General features: G+C 73.1%; 13 protein-coding genes. 10 read left to right on the top strand and 3 right to left on the bottom strand.

All coding sequences use genetic code 11. The annotated features are described in order from the left end of the window. Positions 1-304 precede the first annotated feature (304 nt). The 10 genes from ACLIN4_RS02995 to ACLIN4_RS03040 all read left to right on the top strand — a co-directional run bounded on the left by ACLIN4_RS02995 (position 305) and on the right by ACLIN4_RS03040 (position 16089). On the top strand, positions 305-4300 hold the full coding sequence (locus ACLIN4_RS02995; protein WP_411575467.1) for a HAMP domain-containing protein: 3996 nt from the start codon (positions 305-307) through the stop codon (positions 4298-4300). 226 nt (positions 4301-4526) lie between these two features. Then, positions 4527-6896 carry a SpoIIE family protein phosphatase gene (locus ACLIN4_RS03000; RefSeq protein WP_289908535.1) on the top strand — a complete coding sequence of 790 codons (2370 nt, stop codon included), beginning with the start codon at positions 4527-4529 and terminating at the stop codon, positions 6894-6896. A 115-nt stretch (positions 6897-7011) separates the two neighbouring features. Next, the gene (locus ACLIN4_RS03005; protein ID WP_100048074.1) at positions 7012-7404 is read left to right on the top strand and encodes an STAS domain-containing protein; all 393 of its coding nucleotides are present in this window, start codon (positions 7012-7014) and stop codon (positions 7402-7404) included. Positions 7405-7561: 157 nt separating this feature from the next. Then, on the top strand, positions 7562-8458 hold the full coding sequence (locus ACLIN4_RS03010) for an STAS domain-containing protein (RefSeq protein ID WP_100048089.1): 897 nt from the start codon (positions 7562-7564) through the stop codon (positions 8456-8458). Beyond that, on the top strand, positions 8455-8886 hold the full coding sequence (locus ACLIN4_RS03015; protein ID WP_107480064.1) for an STAS domain-containing protein: 432 nt from the start codon (positions 8455-8457) through the stop codon (positions 8884-8886). The genes ACLIN4_RS03010 and ACLIN4_RS03015 overlap by 4 nt, the downstream gene beginning before the upstream one ends. Continuing rightward, positions 8886-9326, top strand: coding sequence for an anti-sigma regulatory factor (locus tag ACLIN4_RS03020; RefSeq protein ID WP_100048076.1), 441 nt, complete (start codon positions 8886-8888; stop codon positions 9324-9326). The genes ACLIN4_RS03015 and ACLIN4_RS03020 overlap by 1 nt, the downstream gene beginning before the upstream one ends. Next, positions 9326-10390 (top strand): ATP-binding SpoIIE family protein phosphatase, encoded by a 1065-nt coding sequence (locus ACLIN4_RS03025; RefSeq protein WP_107480065.1) that lies wholly within the window; start codon positions 9326-9328, stop codon positions 10388-10390. Before ACLIN4_RS03020 ends, ACLIN4_RS03025 begins: the two co-directional genes overlap by 1 nt. After that, complete coding sequence (locus ACLIN4_RS03030; RefSeq protein ID WP_289908514.1) at positions 10387-12126, top strand: PP2C family protein-serine/threonine phosphatase; 1740 nt, start codon at positions 10387-10389, stop codon at positions 12124-12126. Before ACLIN4_RS03025 ends, ACLIN4_RS03030 begins: the two co-directional genes overlap by 4 nt. Before the next feature lie 237 nt (positions 12127-12363). After that, a complete protein-coding gene (locus ACLIN4_RS03035) occupies positions 12364-13740 on the top strand; it encodes an NAD(P)/FAD-dependent oxidoreductase (RefSeq protein WP_219183376.1) in 1377 nt (458 codons plus the stop codon). 102 nt (positions 13741-13842) lie between these two features. Continuing rightward, entirely contained in the window at positions 13843-16089 is a 2247-nt protein-coding gene (locus ACLIN4_RS03040; protein ID WP_307653277.1) for an FUSC family protein, read from the top strand. Positions 16090-16092: 3 nt separating this feature from the next. Here the strand turns inward: ACLIN4_RS03040 and ACLIN4_RS03045 are convergent, their stop codons facing one another. From ACLIN4_RS03045 to ACLIN4_RS03055, 3 genes are all read right to left on the bottom strand, one after another. Further along, a complete protein-coding gene (locus ACLIN4_RS03045; RefSeq protein WP_100048081.1) occupies positions 16093-16527 on the bottom strand; it encodes a hypothetical protein in 435 nt (144 codons plus the stop codon). A gap of 28 nt (positions 16528-16555) precedes the next feature. Beyond that, a complete protein-coding gene (locus ACLIN4_RS03050; protein WP_381914539.1) occupies positions 16556-17389 on the bottom strand; it encodes a DUF1206 domain-containing protein in 834 nt (277 codons plus the stop codon). Positions 17390-17583: 194 nt separating this feature from the next. Then, positions 17584-17829 carry a DUF5133 domain-containing protein gene (locus ACLIN4_RS03055; protein ID WP_107478281.1) on the bottom strand — a complete coding sequence of 82 codons (246 nt, stop codon included), beginning with the start codon at positions 17827-17829 and terminating at the stop codon, positions 17584-17586. Positions 17830-17854: the final 25 nt, after the last annotated feature.

A 17854-nucleotide genomic window follows, 5' to 3' on the forward strand; every position in this document is an offset into this window, starting at 1 on the left:
CCCTCCCGCGTCGATGACGACTGTGGGGCCGGGCGGACGCCACGGGCCGGACCGGCTCCACAGCAGCGGATACCCGGCCCGGCCCGCCGCATTCGACCCCCGTTCGACCGGGCCGCTCCATCGGGTGACGCCCCGCTTTTGCCCGCGCCCGCGACCTGGGTCGGCCGCTGGCGTATTTTTCTCCTTGAGCAGATCCATGAACTGCGCAAATGCACGAACGAGACACCGGACCGCGCAAGCGGTCCGGAGGGGGTTTGTCGAGCCCTCGCACCGAGGGCTCCTGGGGAGCGGAACGAGGGTGCGCATGACCAGCGACAGCACCGGAACCGTCGATGCGGGTCCGGGCGATCAGGAGCTGCGCCGTCTACTGGCGGGTCTGACGGCCGTACGGGACGGCGACTTCGGCACCCGTCTGCCGGACGAGGCGGACGGCCTGATGGGCGACATCGCCAAGGTCTTCAACGGCATGGTGGACCAGTTGTCCGTGTTCACCTCCGAGGTCACCCGGGTGGCCCGCGAGGTCGGCACCGAGGGCACCCTCGGCGGTCAGGCGCGGGTGCCGGGAGTGTCGGGCACCTGGGCCGACCTGACGGACTCGGTCAACGCCATGGCGGGGAATCTGACCACCCAGGTCCGTGACATCGCGCAGGTGGCCACGGCGGTGGCCAAGGGCGACCTGTCGCAGAAGATCGACGTGGACGCCCGCGGCGAGATCCTGGAGCTGAAGAACACCATCAACACGATGGTCGACCAGCTCTCCGCCTTCGCCGACGAGGTCACCCGCGTCGCCCGCGAGGTCGGCACCGACGGACGGCTCGGCGGCCAGGCCGACGTGCAGGGCGTCAAGGGCACGTGGCGCGACCTCACCGACTCGGTGAACTTCATGGCGGGCAACCTCACCAACCAGGTCCGCAACGTCGCCCAGGTGGCGACCGCGGTGGCCAAGGGCGACCTCTCCCAGAAGATCACCGTGGACGCCCGCGGCGAGATCCTGGAGCTGAAGAACACCATCAACACGATGGTCGACCAGCTCTCCGCCTTCGCCGACGAGGTCACCCGCGTCGCCCGCGAGGTCGGCACCGCCGGGAACCTGGGCGGGCAGGCCCAGGTGCGGGGGGTGTCGGGCACCTGGAAGGACCTCACCGACAACGTCAACGTGATGGCGTCGAACCTGACGGGCCAGGTGCGCTCCATCGCCCAGGTCGCGACCGCCGTGGCGCGCGGCGACCTCTCCCAGCGGATCACCGTGGAGGCCAAGGGCGAGGTCGCGGCGCTGGCCGACGTCATCAACACGATGGTCGACACGCTCTCCGCGTTCGCCGACGAGGTCACCCGCGTCGCCCGCGAGGTCGGCACCGAGGGACGGCTCGGCGGCCAGGCGCACGTGCCGAACGTCGCCGGAACCTGGAAGGACCTCACCGACAACGTCAACTCCATGGCCAACAACCTCACCGGCCAGGTGCGCAACATCGCGCTGGTGACGACCGCGGTGGCCCGGGGCGACCTGTCGAAGAAGATCGACGTCGACGCGCGCGGCGAGATCCTGGAGCTCAAGACGACCATCAACACGATGGTCGACCAGCTCTCCGCCTTCGCCGACGAGGTCACCCGCGTCGCCCGCGAGGTCGGCACCGAGGGCCGCCTCGGCGGCCAGGCCGAGGTCGAGGGCGTCTCCGGCACCTGGAAGCGCCTCACGGAGAACGTCAACGAGCTGGCCGGCAACCTCACCCGCCAGGTCCGCGCGATCGCCGAGGTGACCTCCGCCGTCGCCGAGGGGGATCTGACCCGCTCGGTCAACGTGGAGGCGTCCGGCGAGGTCGCCGAGCTCAAGGACAACATCAACTCCATGGTGGAGTCCCTGCGCGAGACCACGCGGGCCAACCAGGAGCAGGACTGGCTCAAGACCAACCTGGCCCGCATCTCCGGTCTGATGCAGGGGCACCGGGACCTGCCCGTGGTCGCCGAGCTGATCATGGACGAGCTGGTGCCGCTGGTGTCGGCCCAGTACGGCGCCTTCTACCTGGCGGAGGACGGCGAGGCCGGGCCCGAGCTGCGGCTCGTCGGCTCCTACGGCTACCCCGAGGACGCGACCAGACCCACCCGCATCGCCTTCGGGCGCACCCTGGTCGGCCAGGCCGCGCGCAGCCGGCGCACCATCGTGGTGGACGAGCTGCCGCCGGGCTACGTGACCATCTCCTCCGGGCTCGGCGAGGCGGTGCCGACCGCCCTGGTGCTGGTGCCCATCGTGGTCGAGGGACAGGTCCTCGGCGTCATCGAGCTGGCCTCCGTCGCGCCGTTCACCCAGATCAACCGGGACTTCCTGGAACTGCTGATGGAGTCCATCGGCGTGAACGTCAACACGATCGTGGCCAACGCCCGCACCGACGAGCTGCTCGCCGAGTCGCAGCGGCTGACCGCCGAGCTCCAGGCCCGCTCGGCGGAGCTCCAGGTGCAGCAGGAGGAGCTGCAGCGCTCCAACGCCGAGCTGGAGGAGAAGGCGTCCCTGCTCGCGACGCAGAACCGGGACATCGAGGCGAAGAACCTGCAGATCGAGCAGGCGCGGCAGGAGCTGGAGGCCCGCGCCCAGCAGCTGTCCCTGGCCTCGAAGTACAAGTCGGAGTTCCTGGCCAACATGAGCCACGAACTGCGCACCCCGCTCAACAGCCTGCTGATCCTGGCCCAGTTGCTGGCGCAGAACCCGTCGCGCAACCTCACGCCGAAGCAGGTCGAGTACGCGGGCATCATCCACTCCGCGGGCTCGGACCTGCTCCAGCTGATCAACGACATCCTGGACCTGTCGAAGGTCGAGGCCGGGAAGATGGACGTCTCCCCCGAGCGCGTGACGCTGCGGCAGCTCATCGAGTACGTCGAGGCCACCTTCCGGCCGATGACGACGCAGAAGGGCCTGGAGTTCACGGTGACGACGGCCGCCGGGGCACCGGCGGACCTGCTGACCGACGACTCGCGGCTGCGCCAGGTGCTGCGCAATCTGCTGTCCAACGCGGTGAAGTTCACCGAGCGGGGCGGCGTGGAGCTGGCCGTCGAGCCGGCGCCGGACGGCGAGGTGCCCGCCGGTGTGGTCCGGGGCGGCGCGGTGGTGGCCTTCCGGGTGAAGGACACGGGCATCGGGATTCCCGAGCAGAACCTGGAGTCGATCTTCGGCGCCTTCCAGCAGGCGGACGGCACCACGAGCCGCAAGTACGGCGGCACCGGGCTCGGCCTGTCCATCACCCGGGAGATCGCCCAGCTGCTGGGCGGCGCCGTCACCGTGGACAGCACGCCCGACCGGGGCAGCACCTTCACGCTGTTCCTGCCCGTGGCCCGGCCCGACTTCGAGGCTCTGGCGGCCCGCGGCCCGGAGCGGGCCGCCGCCGAGTCGACGGCCGACGTGCTCACCCGCCCGGCTCCGGCGCCCGAGCTCACCGGCGGCCACCGGCAGCGTCCCCGGCGGCTGCTCGTCGTGGAGGAGCGCCCGCGGGGCCTGCTCACCCTGGTCGCGGAGAGCGTGATCGCGGACCTGACGCACGGGCGGGACGACGCGGGCGACCGGCCCCCGCTCGACGTCATCACGGCCGTGGGCGCCCAGGAGGCCGCCGGTGCGCTGGCGGCCGAGCCGTGCCACTGCGTCGTCCTGGAGCTGGGCATGCCGGACGGCGAGGCGTCCCGCTTCCTGCGGGCGCTGCGGGGCGACTCGGCGCTGGCGAGCGTGCCGGTGCTCGTGCACAGCGGTCACCGGGCGGACGCCGCCCTGGAGGAGGAGCTGCGCTCCGGCGCGGGGGGCGGGGCGCTGGAGTTCCTGTCCAGCCTCGACGAGCTGCGCGAGCGCATCGCCCTGCACCTGGCCGCGGAGGAGCCCGGGGACGTGCTCTCGCTGGTCCGGTCCGAGGAGCCGCAGCGTCTCGTCCCGCACACGGTGGACGACGCGCCGGCCGGGCGCACCGTCCTCGTCGTCGACGACGACGCGCGCAACCTCTTCGCGCTCAGCGGCATCCTGGAACTCCACGGCTTCCGGGTCCTGCACGCGGAGAACGGGCGCCGGGGCATCGAGGCCCTGCTGGACCACCCGGAGGTCGCGCTGGTCCTGATGGACGTGATGATGCCGGAGATGGACGGCTACGCGGCGACGGAGGAGATCCGCCGGATGCCCCGGTACGCCGAGCTGCCGATCATCGCGGTCACGGCGAAGGCCATGCCCGGCGACCGGGAGAAGAGCCTCGCCTCGGGTGCCAGCGACTACGTCACCAAGCCGGTCGACACCCAGGACCTCATCGCCTGTGTCCGACGGTGGCTGCCCGCATGAGCGCGCCGGTCCCCGTCCCCTGTTCCGGTGGGCCGGGCGGTGCGCGGCGCTCCCCGTCGCGCCCCGTGGCGGTCTCCAGCCGAGGAGCGTCACACACGTGAGCACGTCCGAACAGTCTCGTGAACCGGCCGACGGCGCGACCGGGGAGGCGCCCGCCGCGCCGCCCCGGCCGTCCGGGCCGCCGCAGTCCTGCGCGGTGGACGGGCCCGCGGCCGATCTGCGCGGCATGACCCCGCTGTCGCCCGTGGGCCGGCTGGCGGCCACGGTGGACCGGCTCAGCCGCGAGGTGCGGGCCGCGCAGGCGGAGGCCGAGGGCCGGGCCCTGGTCGAACTGGCCAAGGGCATCCTGGTCGCCCGGCTGGGGTGCGGCCCGGCGCAGGCCGCCCGGCAGCTGGCCGAACTGGCCGAGCAGTCGCGGGTGACGCCCCTGGAGTTCGCGGTCGACGTGATCAACCAGGCCGCCCGGGACCGGGTGTCGGAGGTGACGGACGCGTTCCTCGCGGCCACCACCGCCGTGCGGAGCTCGGACGCCGGCGACGGCGCGGACGCCGGGGAGGCGGGGGCCGGGTCGGCCGCCGTGCGCCTGCGGGCGGCCGAGAGCGGCGCGCTGGCGGCCGACGACACCCAGGCCGTCGCCGACGCCCTGCTGGAGCAGGCGCTGCGTCCGCTGGGCGCGGCCGCCGTGGCCATCTGGGCGGCCGGGTACGACGGGTCGCTGACGCTGGCCGGCAGCGCGGGGTTCTCCGCGGCCGAGGCCACCCGCTGGCACTACGTGCCGCCGGACGTGACGACGGTGGCCCGGTGCGGGCTGGCCGAGCGCGCGGGCCAGTGGTTCGCCTCCCTGGGCGAGACGGGGCTGCCCAGCGTGGGCCGGCACCAGTACCCGGACGGCGGCAGGGTCGCCGTGCCCGCCGGCACCGGGGGTCGTATCCACGGCGTGCTGGAGATCGTCTGGCCGGTGCCGCTGGCCCCGCAGCCGCCGCAGGTGGTGCGCCAGGTGGAGGCCCTGGCGGAGCTGTGCGCCCACACGCTGGAGTCGTACGTGCCGCCGCACGGCGCCGGGCAGGAGCCGCGGATCATGCCGGACGCGGTGGAGCTGATGGACCTGGCCGACGGGCTGTACGATCCCGCGCTGGTCCTGGTGCCGCACCTGGACGCCGCCGGGCACCTGGCGGACTTCCGCATCCAGCACGTGAACAAGAGCTTCCTGGACCCCGCCGGACGGCCGCGTGCCGTCGTGGGCGGCGCCCTGCTGCTCGAGGCGTACCCGATGGCCGCCGGGGACAGCGAGCTGTTCCAGAACGTGGAGCGGGTGTACGCCACCGGCGAGCCCTTCCGGGCCCGGCGTATCAACCTCACCGCGCTGGTGGACCAGGTGCCGCTCTCGGCGGTCGCGGACATAAGCATCAGCCGGCACGGCAACGCCGTCCTGCTCATCTGGCGCATCGAGGACGAGACGGCCCGGCTGGCCAGCCTCCTCCAGCACGCCCAGCGCCTCGGCCGCATCGGCGGCTTCGAGGAGAACCTGCTCACCGGCGAGATCACCTGGAACGGACAACTGTTCGACCTGTACGGGCGTCCGCAGACGAGCACGCCGGTGCCGCTCGAGGAGCTGACCTCGCACGCCCACCCGGACGACGCGGTCACCATCGGCCGGTTCCTGCGCACGCTGCTGCACCACCGGCGGCCGGCGTCGGCGGCGTTCCGGCTGCAGCGGCCCGACGGCGTGACCCGGCACGTTCGGCTGGTCGCCGAACCCGTCCTGGACACCGACGACCGGCTGCTCGTCGTACGCGGGGCCTACCAGGACATCTCGGCCCAGCACTGGACCGAGGTGGCGCTCGCCGCCACCCGCGACCAGCTGGCGCACACCGAGCAGCAGGCCATCGAGCGCGCCCGGCTGACCTTGCAGCTGCAGCACGCGATCATGCCGCCGGCCCAGACCCCGCTCAGGGTGCCGGACCTCCAGGTGGCCGTCCGCTACCGGCCCGCGGAGACGGAGCAGCTGGTCGGCGGCGACTGGTACGACGCCGTACGGCTGCCGAACGGGCTGGTGCTGCTGTGCGTGGGCGACGTCTCCGGGCACGGCATAGAGGCGGCGACGAGCATGGTGGTGCTGCGCAACGCGCTGCGCGGCCTGGCGGTGACCGGTGCCGGTCCGGGTCAGCTGCTGTCCTGGCTCAACATCGTGGCGCACCACCTGACCGGCGGGGTCACCGCCACGGCGGTGTGCGGGCTGTACGACCCGGCCCGGCGCACGCTGCGCTGGGCCAGGGCGGGCCATCTGCCGCCGGTGCTGGTCCGCGGTGCGCAGGCGGGTCCGCTGCCGCTGGTCAAGGGCATGCTGCTGGGCGCGGTGGCCGAGGCGTCGTACGAGGAGGACGAGGTGCAGCTGGCGGCCGAGGACACGCTGCTGATGTACACGGACGGTCTGATCGAACGCCGGGACCGCTCGGTGGAGGAGTCGCTGGCACAGTTGCTGAGCACGGTCCGTCCGGCGCCGGACTCGCTCGACCAGCACCTGGACCGGCTGCTCACCTACAGCAGGTCGGACACGGACGACGACACCTGTCTCGTGGGCATCCGGGTCGGGTGACGCAGGGCACGCCCGTCCGGTACGGGCGGTGGGGTGTGACCGACGGATTCGCGGGTAATCGCGGGCGCGGTGGGACATCACGGACCACCGCCCGGCCGCTTTGTTGGAGGTACACGTGCCCATAGCCCAGAACCCGCTGTCCGTCGAGGTGACGCTGGAACGGGAGGATGTCGCGCTGCTCAAGGTGACGGGATACCTGGACGTCGACACCGCGACCGAGTTCCAGCATCATCTGGCCAACCAACTGCACCACGGGCGGCGGCACTTCCTGCTGGATCTGTCGGAGGTCCCGTTCATGGACTCCTCCGGCATGAACATCATTCTCCGCGTCTACCAGGAGGCCCGCGAGCTGCCGGGCAGCGTGCACATCATCTCCCCCACCGCGGCGGTGCGGCGGGTGCTGGACCTCACGGGCGTGAGCATCACGGTGCCGGTCTCCGAGAGCGTCGACGAGGCGCTCGCCCGCGTCGACGCGCAACCGGAGGGGCCGCGGATACCCGAGGCCTGAGTTCCCGTCCTGCTCGACGCTCATCCGGACCGTTCGCGCGGGAGCAGGTGTCGTACGAGGTCGGCGGGTGGTTACAGTTGACGCCCGGCAGAGACACGTCGCCGCCACATTGCCTCCTGGGCGCTGTGCGGCGCAACGCGGATGAGGAGTGGAACAGGTGCCGGATCAGGCGGAGGGAACGGCGGGATCGCCGACGCACGAGGTCAGGGACTTTCTGCGGCGCCGCCGTGAGCAGATCGCCCAGCGCTGGGCGGACGAGCCCTTGTTCCGGGCGGTGTTCACCGTCTCTCGCGACGAGGCGGTGGAGGCGGGCAAGGCCGTGGTCGACGCCCTGGCGCAAGTCGCCGACGCGGCGCGGGTCGAGGACCCGGACGCCGCCGGGTTCACCACGGTGCGCGAGCAGTTGGCGCGGATGGGCGCGGCCCGTTCCCGGGCGGGCCTGAGCACCGCCCAGGTGTCGGGTGAACTGGCCGCTCTGCGCCCGCCGGTGGAGAATCTGCTGCTGGCCGACCTGCCGGACGCCTCCGCCGAGCACTCCCGGGCGTGTGTCACCACGCTGAGTGTGCTGATGGGCACGCTGCGGGTCGTGGTCATGCAGACGGCGCTCAGCGAGGGGCAGGCGCTCATCGACCGCCAGCGGCTGCAGTTGCTGGAGGTGGCCACTCCGGTGATCAAGCTCTGGGACGGCATCGTGGCCGTTCCGCTGATCGGCACGCTGGACAGTGCCCGCAGCCAGGTCGTGATGGAGACCCTGCTGGAGTCCATCGTGGAGCAGCAGGCGCGGTACGCGATCCTGGACATCACCGGGGTCCCGACCGTCGACTCGCTGGTGGCCCAGCACCTGATGAAGACGGTCGCGGCGGCCCGGCTGATGGGCGCCGAGTGCATCGTCTCCGGCATCCGGCCCGCGATCGCCCAGACGATGGTCCACCTCGGCCTGGACCTGGGCACCGTGGTGACCCGGGCGAGCCTCGCCGACGCGCTCGGATACGTGCTGCACCAGCTCGGGGTCGGGATCGTGAACCCTGGCACGAACGGCACGGTCACGCGGTGAACGGAGGGTTCCCGGGGCCTCACCAAGGGCCCGTGACAGGTCATGTCCCGGTGCTCCGGCTCGGCGACGTGCTGTTGGTCACCCTTCAGGGGGACCTGCACGACAGCACCGCCCAGCAGCTCCAGCAGGACCTCGCCGAGACGATCTCCAGCAGCGGGGCCAGGGGCGTGGTCATCGACATCTCCGGGGTGGAGATCGTCGACTCCTTCCTCGGCCGGGTGCTGGCCGAGATCGCCGGGCAGACCGAGCTGCTGGCCGCGCGGACCGTGGTCGTCGGCATGCGGCCGGCGGTGGCCATCACCCTGGTGGAGCTGGGCCTGTCGCTGCCCGGGGTGCACACGGCACTCAGTACCGAGGTGGCCATGGAGCTGCTCGCCGAGCACGCCCCGTCGCACCGCTACGGCGGGCTGCGCCGGGAGAGTCTGTGATGCCCACCACCGCGGGCGCCCAGGCCCGCCTGCCGATCCGTTCGGACATGGATCTGGTGTGGGTACGTCAGCACGTGCGGCAGGCGGCCGCGCAGCTCGGCTTCGGTCTGGTGGACCAGACCAAACTGGTCACGGCGGCCAGCGAACTGGCCCGCAACACGCTGGTCTACGGCGGTGGCGGGACGATGGAGACGGAGGCGGTCACCGAGAGCGGCACCCAGGGGCTCCGGCTGACCTTCAGCGACGAGGGGCCGGGCATCGCGGACCTGGAGCAGGCGCTCAGCGACGGTTTCACCTCGGGCGGCGGGCTGGGCATGGGGCTGGGCGGGGCGCGCCGTCTGGTGCACGACTTCTCGATCGAGAGCGATCCGGGTGCCGGCACCACCGTACGGGTCACCTCCTGGGTGGGCCGCGCCCCTCGCCCGCGTGAGGAGTCCTGATGCCACGCGTGTGGGACGTGCCGGTGCACGACTCCACCCGGGTGCGCGACGCCCGGGTGGCCGCGGAGCACGCGGCGGCCGCCGCCGGACTGAACGAGCAGCGCACCGCCACGGCGGCGCTGGTGGCGACCGAGCTGGCGACCAATCTGCTCAAGCACGCCGGGGGCGGTCAGGTGCTGATCGACGTGGTCGCTCCCGCGGTCCTCGCCGCCGGCCGCGAGGAGAACCTGCTCGTGCAGGTCGCCACGGTCGACCACGGCCCCGGCATCGCCGACGTGTCCGCCGCGCTGAGCGACGGTTTCACCACGACGGACTCCCTCGGCGCGGGCCTGGGCACCTGCGCGCGCCTGTCCGACGATTTCGACCTGCACAGCGTCCCCGGCCGGGGCACGGTGGTGGTCGCCCGGATCGGCCCCGCGCTCGGCGTCACGGCCCGCGACCGCGGCCCGGCGGCCCGGGTGCGGGCGGGAGGTGTGAACGTGCCGTTCGGCGGCGCGGAATACTCCGGCGACGCCTGGGCGTGGGCCCGGTCCGGGGACCGGGTGACGCTGATGCTCGCCGACGGGCTGGGCCACGGCCCGGAGGCGGCCCGCGCCTCCACCGCGGCCGTCGAGGCGCTGCGCGGTGCGGCCCATCTGCCGCCCGCCGAGGCGCTGCGGCGGCTCGACACGGCGTTGTCCGGTACCCGCGGCGCGGCCGTCGCGGTGGCCCAGGTGGACACCGGTGCCGCGGTGCTCCGGTTCGCCGGCGTCGGCAATGTCGGGGCGCGGCTGTGCGAGGAGGGCACCTGGCGGCACCTGGTGTCCCGGCCGGGCATCGTCGGCACCCACCGGCCCACCACCCTGCGCGAGGAGGAGACGACGTGGGCGGACGACCGGGTGCTGGTCCTGCACAGCGACGGACTGCCGAGCCGCTGGACGCCGACGGACGACACCTGCCGTACGGCGGTCGATCCGGCGGTCATGGCGGCCGTGACGGTCCGGGACGCCAGCAGTCCGGCCCGGCCGGTGCGGGACGACACCGCCGTGGCCGTACTGACCTCGACCTCGCCGGACGGGCCATGACCCGTACCTGGCAGATCACCGACATCACCGACGCGGCGCGGGCTCGCATCGCCACCGCGCGTCTGGCCGCGGCGTACGGCGTGCCGCCCCTGGAGCGCGCCCGGCTGCTGGCCTCGCTCGGCGCGCAGCTGCGGCTGTGCCTGACCAAGGGCGGTACCTGGCGGCTCACGCTGGAGGCGGGCACGGCCTCCCCCGCCACCGCTGAGGCGGAGGCCGGCCAAGGGGTGCTGCACGCGGTGGTGACGCCGTCGCGCGACGCCGCGGCCGCCGGTCAGCCGCCGTGGCGGGTCACGGTGCCCTGCCCGGAAGCGGTGCCGACGGCCGACGCGGACGTCACGCCGGACGACCCGGCGGCGCTGGCGGAGGCCCTGCTGGGGGCCGACGAGGACACGGTGCTGGTCCTGGACCGGCTCACCGAGCAGGAGCACCTGGTCGACTTCCACCGCGAGGAGCTGCAGCAGACGAACCAGGGCGTCGTGGCCCTGCACGCCGAGCTGGACGCCGCCGGGAGGGCCCAGCGGGAGGCGTTCGCCGCCGAACGCAAGGCGCGCACGGAGGCGGAGAACGCCCGGCGCAGGCTGACCTTCCTGGCGGACGCGAGCGCCGTGCTGACCGCGTCGCTGGACCACCACGAGATCGTGCGCCGGCTGCCGGAGCTGCTGGTGCCCGAGTACGCCCGGAGCGTCGACGTCTGGCTGTTCGACCAGGACGGCGCCCGGCCGGGCCCCGCCCACCCGGCCGCCGCCGTGGTCGCCGCCCGCACCGGCCGGCCGCAGTACGCCGCCCCGCATCCGGGCGACCTGCCCGGAGTCGACGACCAGCCGCCCTCGGCGCTGGCCCCGGAGCGCCCCCTGTTCTGCATCCCGCTGCCCACGCGGCAGGCACCGCTGGGCGTGGTGACCCTCTCCCCGCCCGGGGAGCGCTGGGACCCGGACGACGCGGTGATGCTGATCGAGCTGACCCGGCGGGCGAGCATCGCGATCGACCACGCCCAGCGCTACCAGCACAACCGCGACATCGCGGAGACTCTGCAACGGGCCCTGCTCACGGAGCTGCCCGCCCCGCCGGGACTCGCCATGGCGGCGCGCTATCTCCCGGCCACCCACGGGCTGAACATCGGCGGCGACTGGTACGACGCGTTCCGTCAGCCCGACGGCGGCGTCATCGCCGTGGTCGGCGACGTGACCGGGCACGGACTGCGCGCGGCCGTGATGATGAGCCAGTTGCGCACGGCGCTGCGGGCCTACGCCGTGGACGGCGGCAGCCCCGGCCGTCTCCTGACCCGGCTGCACACGTTCCTGCACCACCTCCAGCCCGACCTGTTCGCCACGGCCGTCATCGCCCGCTTCCACCCCGACGAGCCCACGCTGACGTGGGCCGCCGCCGGCCACCCGCCGCCGGTGCTGCGTACCCCGGACGGGCGGGTCCAGACCCTGGACGCCAAGCCGGGCGCGATGCTCGGCATCCCGTTGAAGCAGGAGATCGCCGACCACACGGTGCCCTTGGCGCCGGGTTCGACGCTCGCCCTGTACACGGACGGTCTGGTGGAGCGGCGCGCCCTCGGCATAGACCCGGGCATCGCACGGCTGGCCGAGACACTCGGTTCGTTCGGTCCGGCGGCGCTGGAGGCGGACCTGGAGGGTGCGGCGGACGGCATCCTGAATCCGTTGCTCAGCGACTCGGAGCGGGACGACGACGTCTGCCTGCTGCTCTGCCACCTCCGCGGCACCCGCTGACCTCGTTCCCGGCTCGGCCGGGCACCGCTCACCCACGGGAAAGTTCCCGCCCGTTCACTCCCGACCGGTGCGCTCCGGGCCGGCGCGGGGCATGGTGGTGATCAGGATGTGTCGCCTGCCTGCCGCGCCCGGCTGGCCGAATCCGGGCGGGCGCGATGGGATCGACGAGGTGCGAAACAGCGATCCAGGGGCAGGCGAACGGCGTTCGCGGCAGACCGCCTGGAGCCGCAGAAAGGGATGAACACCGTGACACGACCCAGGATCCTGGTGGTCGGCGCAGGTTTCGCCGGCGTGGAGTGCGTCCGTCGTCTGGAGCGCAGGCTCTCGCCCGGCGAGGCCGAGATCACCCTGGTGACACCGTTCTCCTACCAGCTCTATCTGCCGCTGCTGCCCCAGGTGGCCTCCGGGGTGCTGACCCCCCAGTCGATCGCGCTGTCCCTGCGCCGCAGCAGCAAGTACCGGACCCGCATCATCCCGGGCGGTGCCATCGGCGTGGATCTCAAGGCGAAGGTGTGCGTGGTGCGCACCATCACCGACCAGATCGTCAACGAGCCGTACGACTACATCGTGCTGGCGCCCGGGAGCATCACCCGGACCTTCGACATCCCGGGCCTGACCGACCACGCGTTCGGCATGAAGACGCTGGCGGAGGCCGCCTACATCCGCGACCACGTCATCGCGCAGCTCGACCTCGCCGACGCCAGCCAGGACCCCGTGGAGCGCGCCTCGCGGCTGCAGTTCGTGGTGGTCGGCGGCGGTTACGCGGGCACCGAGACCGCGGCCTGTCTGCAGCGGCTGACGCACGCGGCCGTCAAGCGCTACAACCGGCTCGACCCGGGCCTGATCAAGTGGCACCTGATCGACATCGCGCCGAAGCTGATGCCGGAGCTGGGCGAGAAGCTCGGACGCGACGCGCAGGAGGTGCTCACCCGGCGCGGCATCGAGATCTCGCTGGGCGTCTCGATCGAGAAGGCCGGGCCCGAGGAGGTCACCTTCACCAACGGCCGCGTCGTGCCCACCCGCACGCTGATCTGGACCGCCGGGGTGGTGGCGAGCCCGCTCATCGCCACGCTCGGCGCGGAGACCGTGAAGGGACGGCTGGCGGTCACCGCCGAGATGTGCCTGCCCGACCACGACGGGGTGTTCGCGCTCGGCGACTCGGCCGCGGTGCCGGACCTCGCCAAGGGCCAGGAGGGCGCCGTCTGCCCGCCCACCGCCCAGCACGCGATGCGGCAGGGCCGGCACGTCGCCGAGAACATCATCGCCACCCTCCGCAACCAGCCGATGCGGCCCTACGTCCACAAGGATCTGGGTCTCGTCGTCGACCTCGGCGGCACCGACGCGGTCTCCAAGCCCCTCGGCGTCGAGCTGAAGGGCCTGCCGGCCCAGGCCGTGGCCCGCGGCTACCACTGGTCGGCGCTGCGCACGGGCGTGGCCAAGGCCCGGGTCGCGACCAACTGGGCGCTCAACGCGCTCGCGGGCGACGATTTCGTGCGGACCGGCTTCCAGGCCCGCAAGCCGGCCAAGCTGAGGGACTTCGAGTACACCGACGCCTATCTGACGCCGGAACAGGTGCGGGAGCGCGTCGGGGAGGCGGGCGGCGCCCGGCTGTGACCCCGTGGCGGGGACGGGCGCGCGGCATGACATCCTGAGAAGTGGATCTCGGCGCGAACCGGCCGGGAGTCGGGCGTGTGAGTCGGGAGAGTGTACGGCGGCGTGAAGGCAGCGGGGCGCTCGGTGCGGACACGGCTGCGGGACCGCGTCGCCGCGTCCGACCCCGGGCTGCTGCGGCTCACGGCGGGCCTGCGGACGGTCGGGGCCATCGCGCTGGCGCTGGGTGTGCTCGCCCTGTTCGGCGCGGACGTCCCGCACCTGGTGGCGGGCGCCATGGCGGCGATGGTCGCCACCTTCGCCATCCGGGAGAAGGAGCTCGGCGCGCAGGCGGTCACCCTGGCACTGGGCCTGCCCGTCGCCCTGGCCTCGGTGTCGGTCAGCTCGCTGCTCACCTCACGGGTGATCATCGGCGACGTCTTCTTCGTCGTCCTCATCTTCTTCGCCGTCTTCGTCAGGCGGTTCGGCGACCGCGGCACGGCGCTCGGGCTGATCGGTTTCCAGGTCTACTTCGTCTCCCTGTTCGTCGGCGGCGACCCGTCGGTGCTGCCGGGCCTGCTGGGCGCCATCACGGTGGCGTTCGTGTGCAGTGCGGTGGTGCGCTTCGCCGTGGTGCCCGCGACCCCGGCGGGCATCCTCCAGCGGCTGCGGCAGGCCTTTCGCGCGCGACTGGCCCAGCTGATCGCCACGCAGATCGAGCTGCTGGACGCCGGTCCGGACGGGATCGACCGGACGCTGGAGCACCTGCGGGACGGCACCGCGCGCCTGCACGAGACGGCCCTGATGATCCAGTCCCGGCTGGAGGACGGCACCCCGGACGCGTCCACGGCGCGGCTGGTGCAGCGGCGCATCGCGGACGCCGAGATCGCCGCCGAGCGGCTGGGCCTGCTCCTGCTGACCGCGCGCAGCGCCGAGCGGGCGGACACCCTGACCCTGCACCTGCCGGGGGCGCCGGCGCCTGCCGTGGGCAGTTCACCGGCGCCCGGCGAGGCCACGGAGATCCTGCGCCGGGACCTGGGGGCGCTGCGCACCCTGGTGCTGCGGCCGCCCGCCGAGGCGCGCGGCACGGCGCTGTCCCACCTGCGCAACCGGCTGCTCGGTTACCGCGACGAGGAGAACCTGCCGGAGGCGATCCCGGCCGTCCAGGACGTGTTCCGCGGGATCGGTGAGACCGCGCGAGCGGTCATGGGCCTGAGGATCGCCCTGGACGGGCCGCAGGACGAGTCCGACGACACGCCCGCGACCACCAGGTCCCGGGAGGAGCTGGACGCCGAGGACGCCGCCATCGACGCCGGTGAGGAGGAGGCGGAGAAGGACGAGCCGACCGGACTGCGGCGCCCCACCACGCGGGCCGCTGTGCAGGTCTCGGTGGGCTCCTCGCTGGCCATCGTCGGCGGTGAGTTCCTGTCCTCGCAGCGCTGGTACTGGGCGGTGCTCGCGTGCTGGATCGTCTTCCTGAACACGGCGTCCACCGGTGAGATCCTGGTCAAGGGCTACCGCCGGGTGGTGGGCACCCTGCTCGGGGTGGTGGCCGGGATCGTCCTGGCCGGCGTGGTGGGTGACCACACCTGGGTCGCGTTCGGGCTGGTGCTGCTGCTGATCTTCGCGATGTTCTACACGGCGCCGCTGTCCTACACGCTGATGTCGTTCTTCGTGACCGCGATGCTCGGGCTGCTGTACACGCTGCTGCACACCTACAGCCTGTCGGTGCTGCTGCTGCGCATCGAGGAGACGGCGCTCGGCGCGGCCTGCGGGATCGTCGCGGCGGCGCTGGTGCTGCCGATACGGACCGACCGCCGTACGAACGAACTGCTCGGTACGGTGCTGGAGCGGCTCACCGACGTCACCGAGGGGGCCGTGGACCAGCTCAGCGGCGGGCCGGCGGCCGATCTGCTGGACAAGGCGCGGGACCTGGACCAGGCGCTGGGCGACCTGCGGGCCGCCACTTCGCCGCTGACGCATCCGATCACCCCGCTGCGGGCCCGCCGCGACACCGCCCAGTACGTGGTGGCGCTGCTGGAGACGTGCGCGTACCACGCCCGGTCCCTGGCCGCGACGGCCGAGCTGCTGCCCACCCACCCTTCGATCGCGGCGGACCCGCGGCTGCGGGGCGCGGTGCGGCGCACGGTGCGCAACATCGAGGCGATCGCCGCGCACGTCGCCGACGAGGACGCGGAGACAGCCGTGGAGACCGGGCCGAGCATCGCCTCGCTGCTGCAGTTCGAGGCGGGCGGGGTGCCGCGGTACGGCCGGATCACCGGGCGGGTACTGCGGCACCTGGAGCGTCTGGACGAGGCGGTGGTCGGCCTGGCCCGGCCGCTCGGCGTGCCGATGGCGACGCCCAAGCGGTGACGGTCAGAAGTCGCTGGGCAGACCGCTCGCCTCGGCTATGCCGCGCAGTTCCTCGTTCTGCTTGTGGCGTTCCTTGAGGTAGTCGGCGATCTCGCCGAGGCGCTCGGGGTCGGAGGCGGTGGCCGCGTCGGTGACGACCCGGACCGGGCCGGTCTCGTCGGTGCTGATCTCGACGACCTCGTTGTCCAGCCGGCCGGTGACCGCGGTGGCGATGACCAGGGCGGCCTCGTCCCTGATCTCCTGGGGCAGCGCCTCGGCGTTGTCCCCGTCCAGGGAGAAGTCGATGGTGGGCATCTGGTGCTCGTCGATGGCCTGGAGGACCGGTTCGACCACGCTGAGCAGCAGCTGGTAGTCGTCGTTCTCCATGCGTACGCGCAGGAGGTCGAGGTAGACGTCCACGGGACGTCCGTCCGGCGGAGGAATCTCGTGTTCGTTCATTCGCCCCGTGTTCCCCGTGCCGCGCGGCTCAGACCCTCCGCCAGCGTGCGAGGGCGAAGGAGAAGACGCCGAACAGCACGAGACCCGCGGCGACGAGGACCAGGAGCCAGGGGCCGAGCGGGGTACCGGCGAAGGAGCGCAGGGTGTCGTCGAGGCCCTTGGCCTTGTCGGGTTCGTAGTCGACGGCGGCGCGTACGGCGAAGCCGCCCGCCACGGCGAAGACGATTCCGCGTGCCGCTCCCCCGCCGACGCCGGTGACGTCGACCAGCCTCCGAGTCCGGGGGTTCAGCTCGCCGAGCTTGAGCTTCTTGTGGTAGCTGCGGCGCAGTGCCTGTACGGCGATCACGACGCCGGCGACGGCTATGCCGGCACCGGCCAGGCCCACCAGCCACTGCCCGGCGGGCATCTCCATCACCTTGGCCGTGACGTCCCGGGACTGCCGGTCGCTGGACCCGCCGCCGCCGGAGCCCGCCGCGAAGGCCAGGACGGAGTAGGCGACGAACGCGTAGAACACACACCGGGCGGCGGCCGGCAGCCGCTTCCTCGCGGTGCGCCCGTCCTTGCCCGTGACGCCGAAGAGCGCCTCGGTCAGCCGCCACAGGGCCATGCCGACGAGTCCGATGCCGAGCGCCCACAGCAGTACGGCGCCGAACGGTTTGTCCGCCAGCTCGGCCAGGGCGCCGCCCCGGTCCGCCTGCCGGTCGCCGGTGCCGAAGGCGATCTGCAGCGCCAGGACACCCACCAGCAGGTAGATGACGCCGCGGGCGGTGAGTCCCGCCCGGGCGGCCCCCTCGGCGGTCGAGCCGTTCGCGGCCCGGCGGGCCCGGCCGCGGCCGGCATGTGCGAGAACACGTGCGTTCATCGTGAGCCTCCCCTCCGGGACAGCGGATGCCCCGGCTCACCGGCCGCACACCCGGTGTCCGGTCGTCTCCGGCCGCCCGAGGACCGGGCCTGCCCTCACACAGCCCGGCTGCCCGCACATCCGCCGGGCGGGTGTGCGGGCAGCCGGGCCGACAGCCGTCCTCGTCGTCGTTCAGCAGCCGTCCTCGTCGTCGTTCAGTCCGCCGCGACCGCGACCACGGGCTCGGGCTCGGGCGCCGGGACCGGACGGGCCGCGAGTTGCCGCCTGGCGGCCGCCAGGGCATGCCGCACGTCGCGCGTGCCGGTCGACACGCACAGCGTGTACGCCAGGTCCCGCGTCCGGGGACCGGGTCCGCCCGTGTCGTCGGCGGGTTCGTGCAGGGCCGTCGCCTCGTACTCGTCGAGGAGTCCGCGCAGCACCGCGGGGTGGGGCATCAGCATCCGTTCTCGTTCCTCCTTCGTCGCC

The sequence above is a fragment of the Streptomyces mutabilis genome (assembly GCF_046628145.1).
Taxonomy (GTDB): Bacteria; Actinomycetota; Actinomycetes; order Streptomycetales; family Streptomycetaceae; genus Streptomyces; species Streptomyces mutabilis.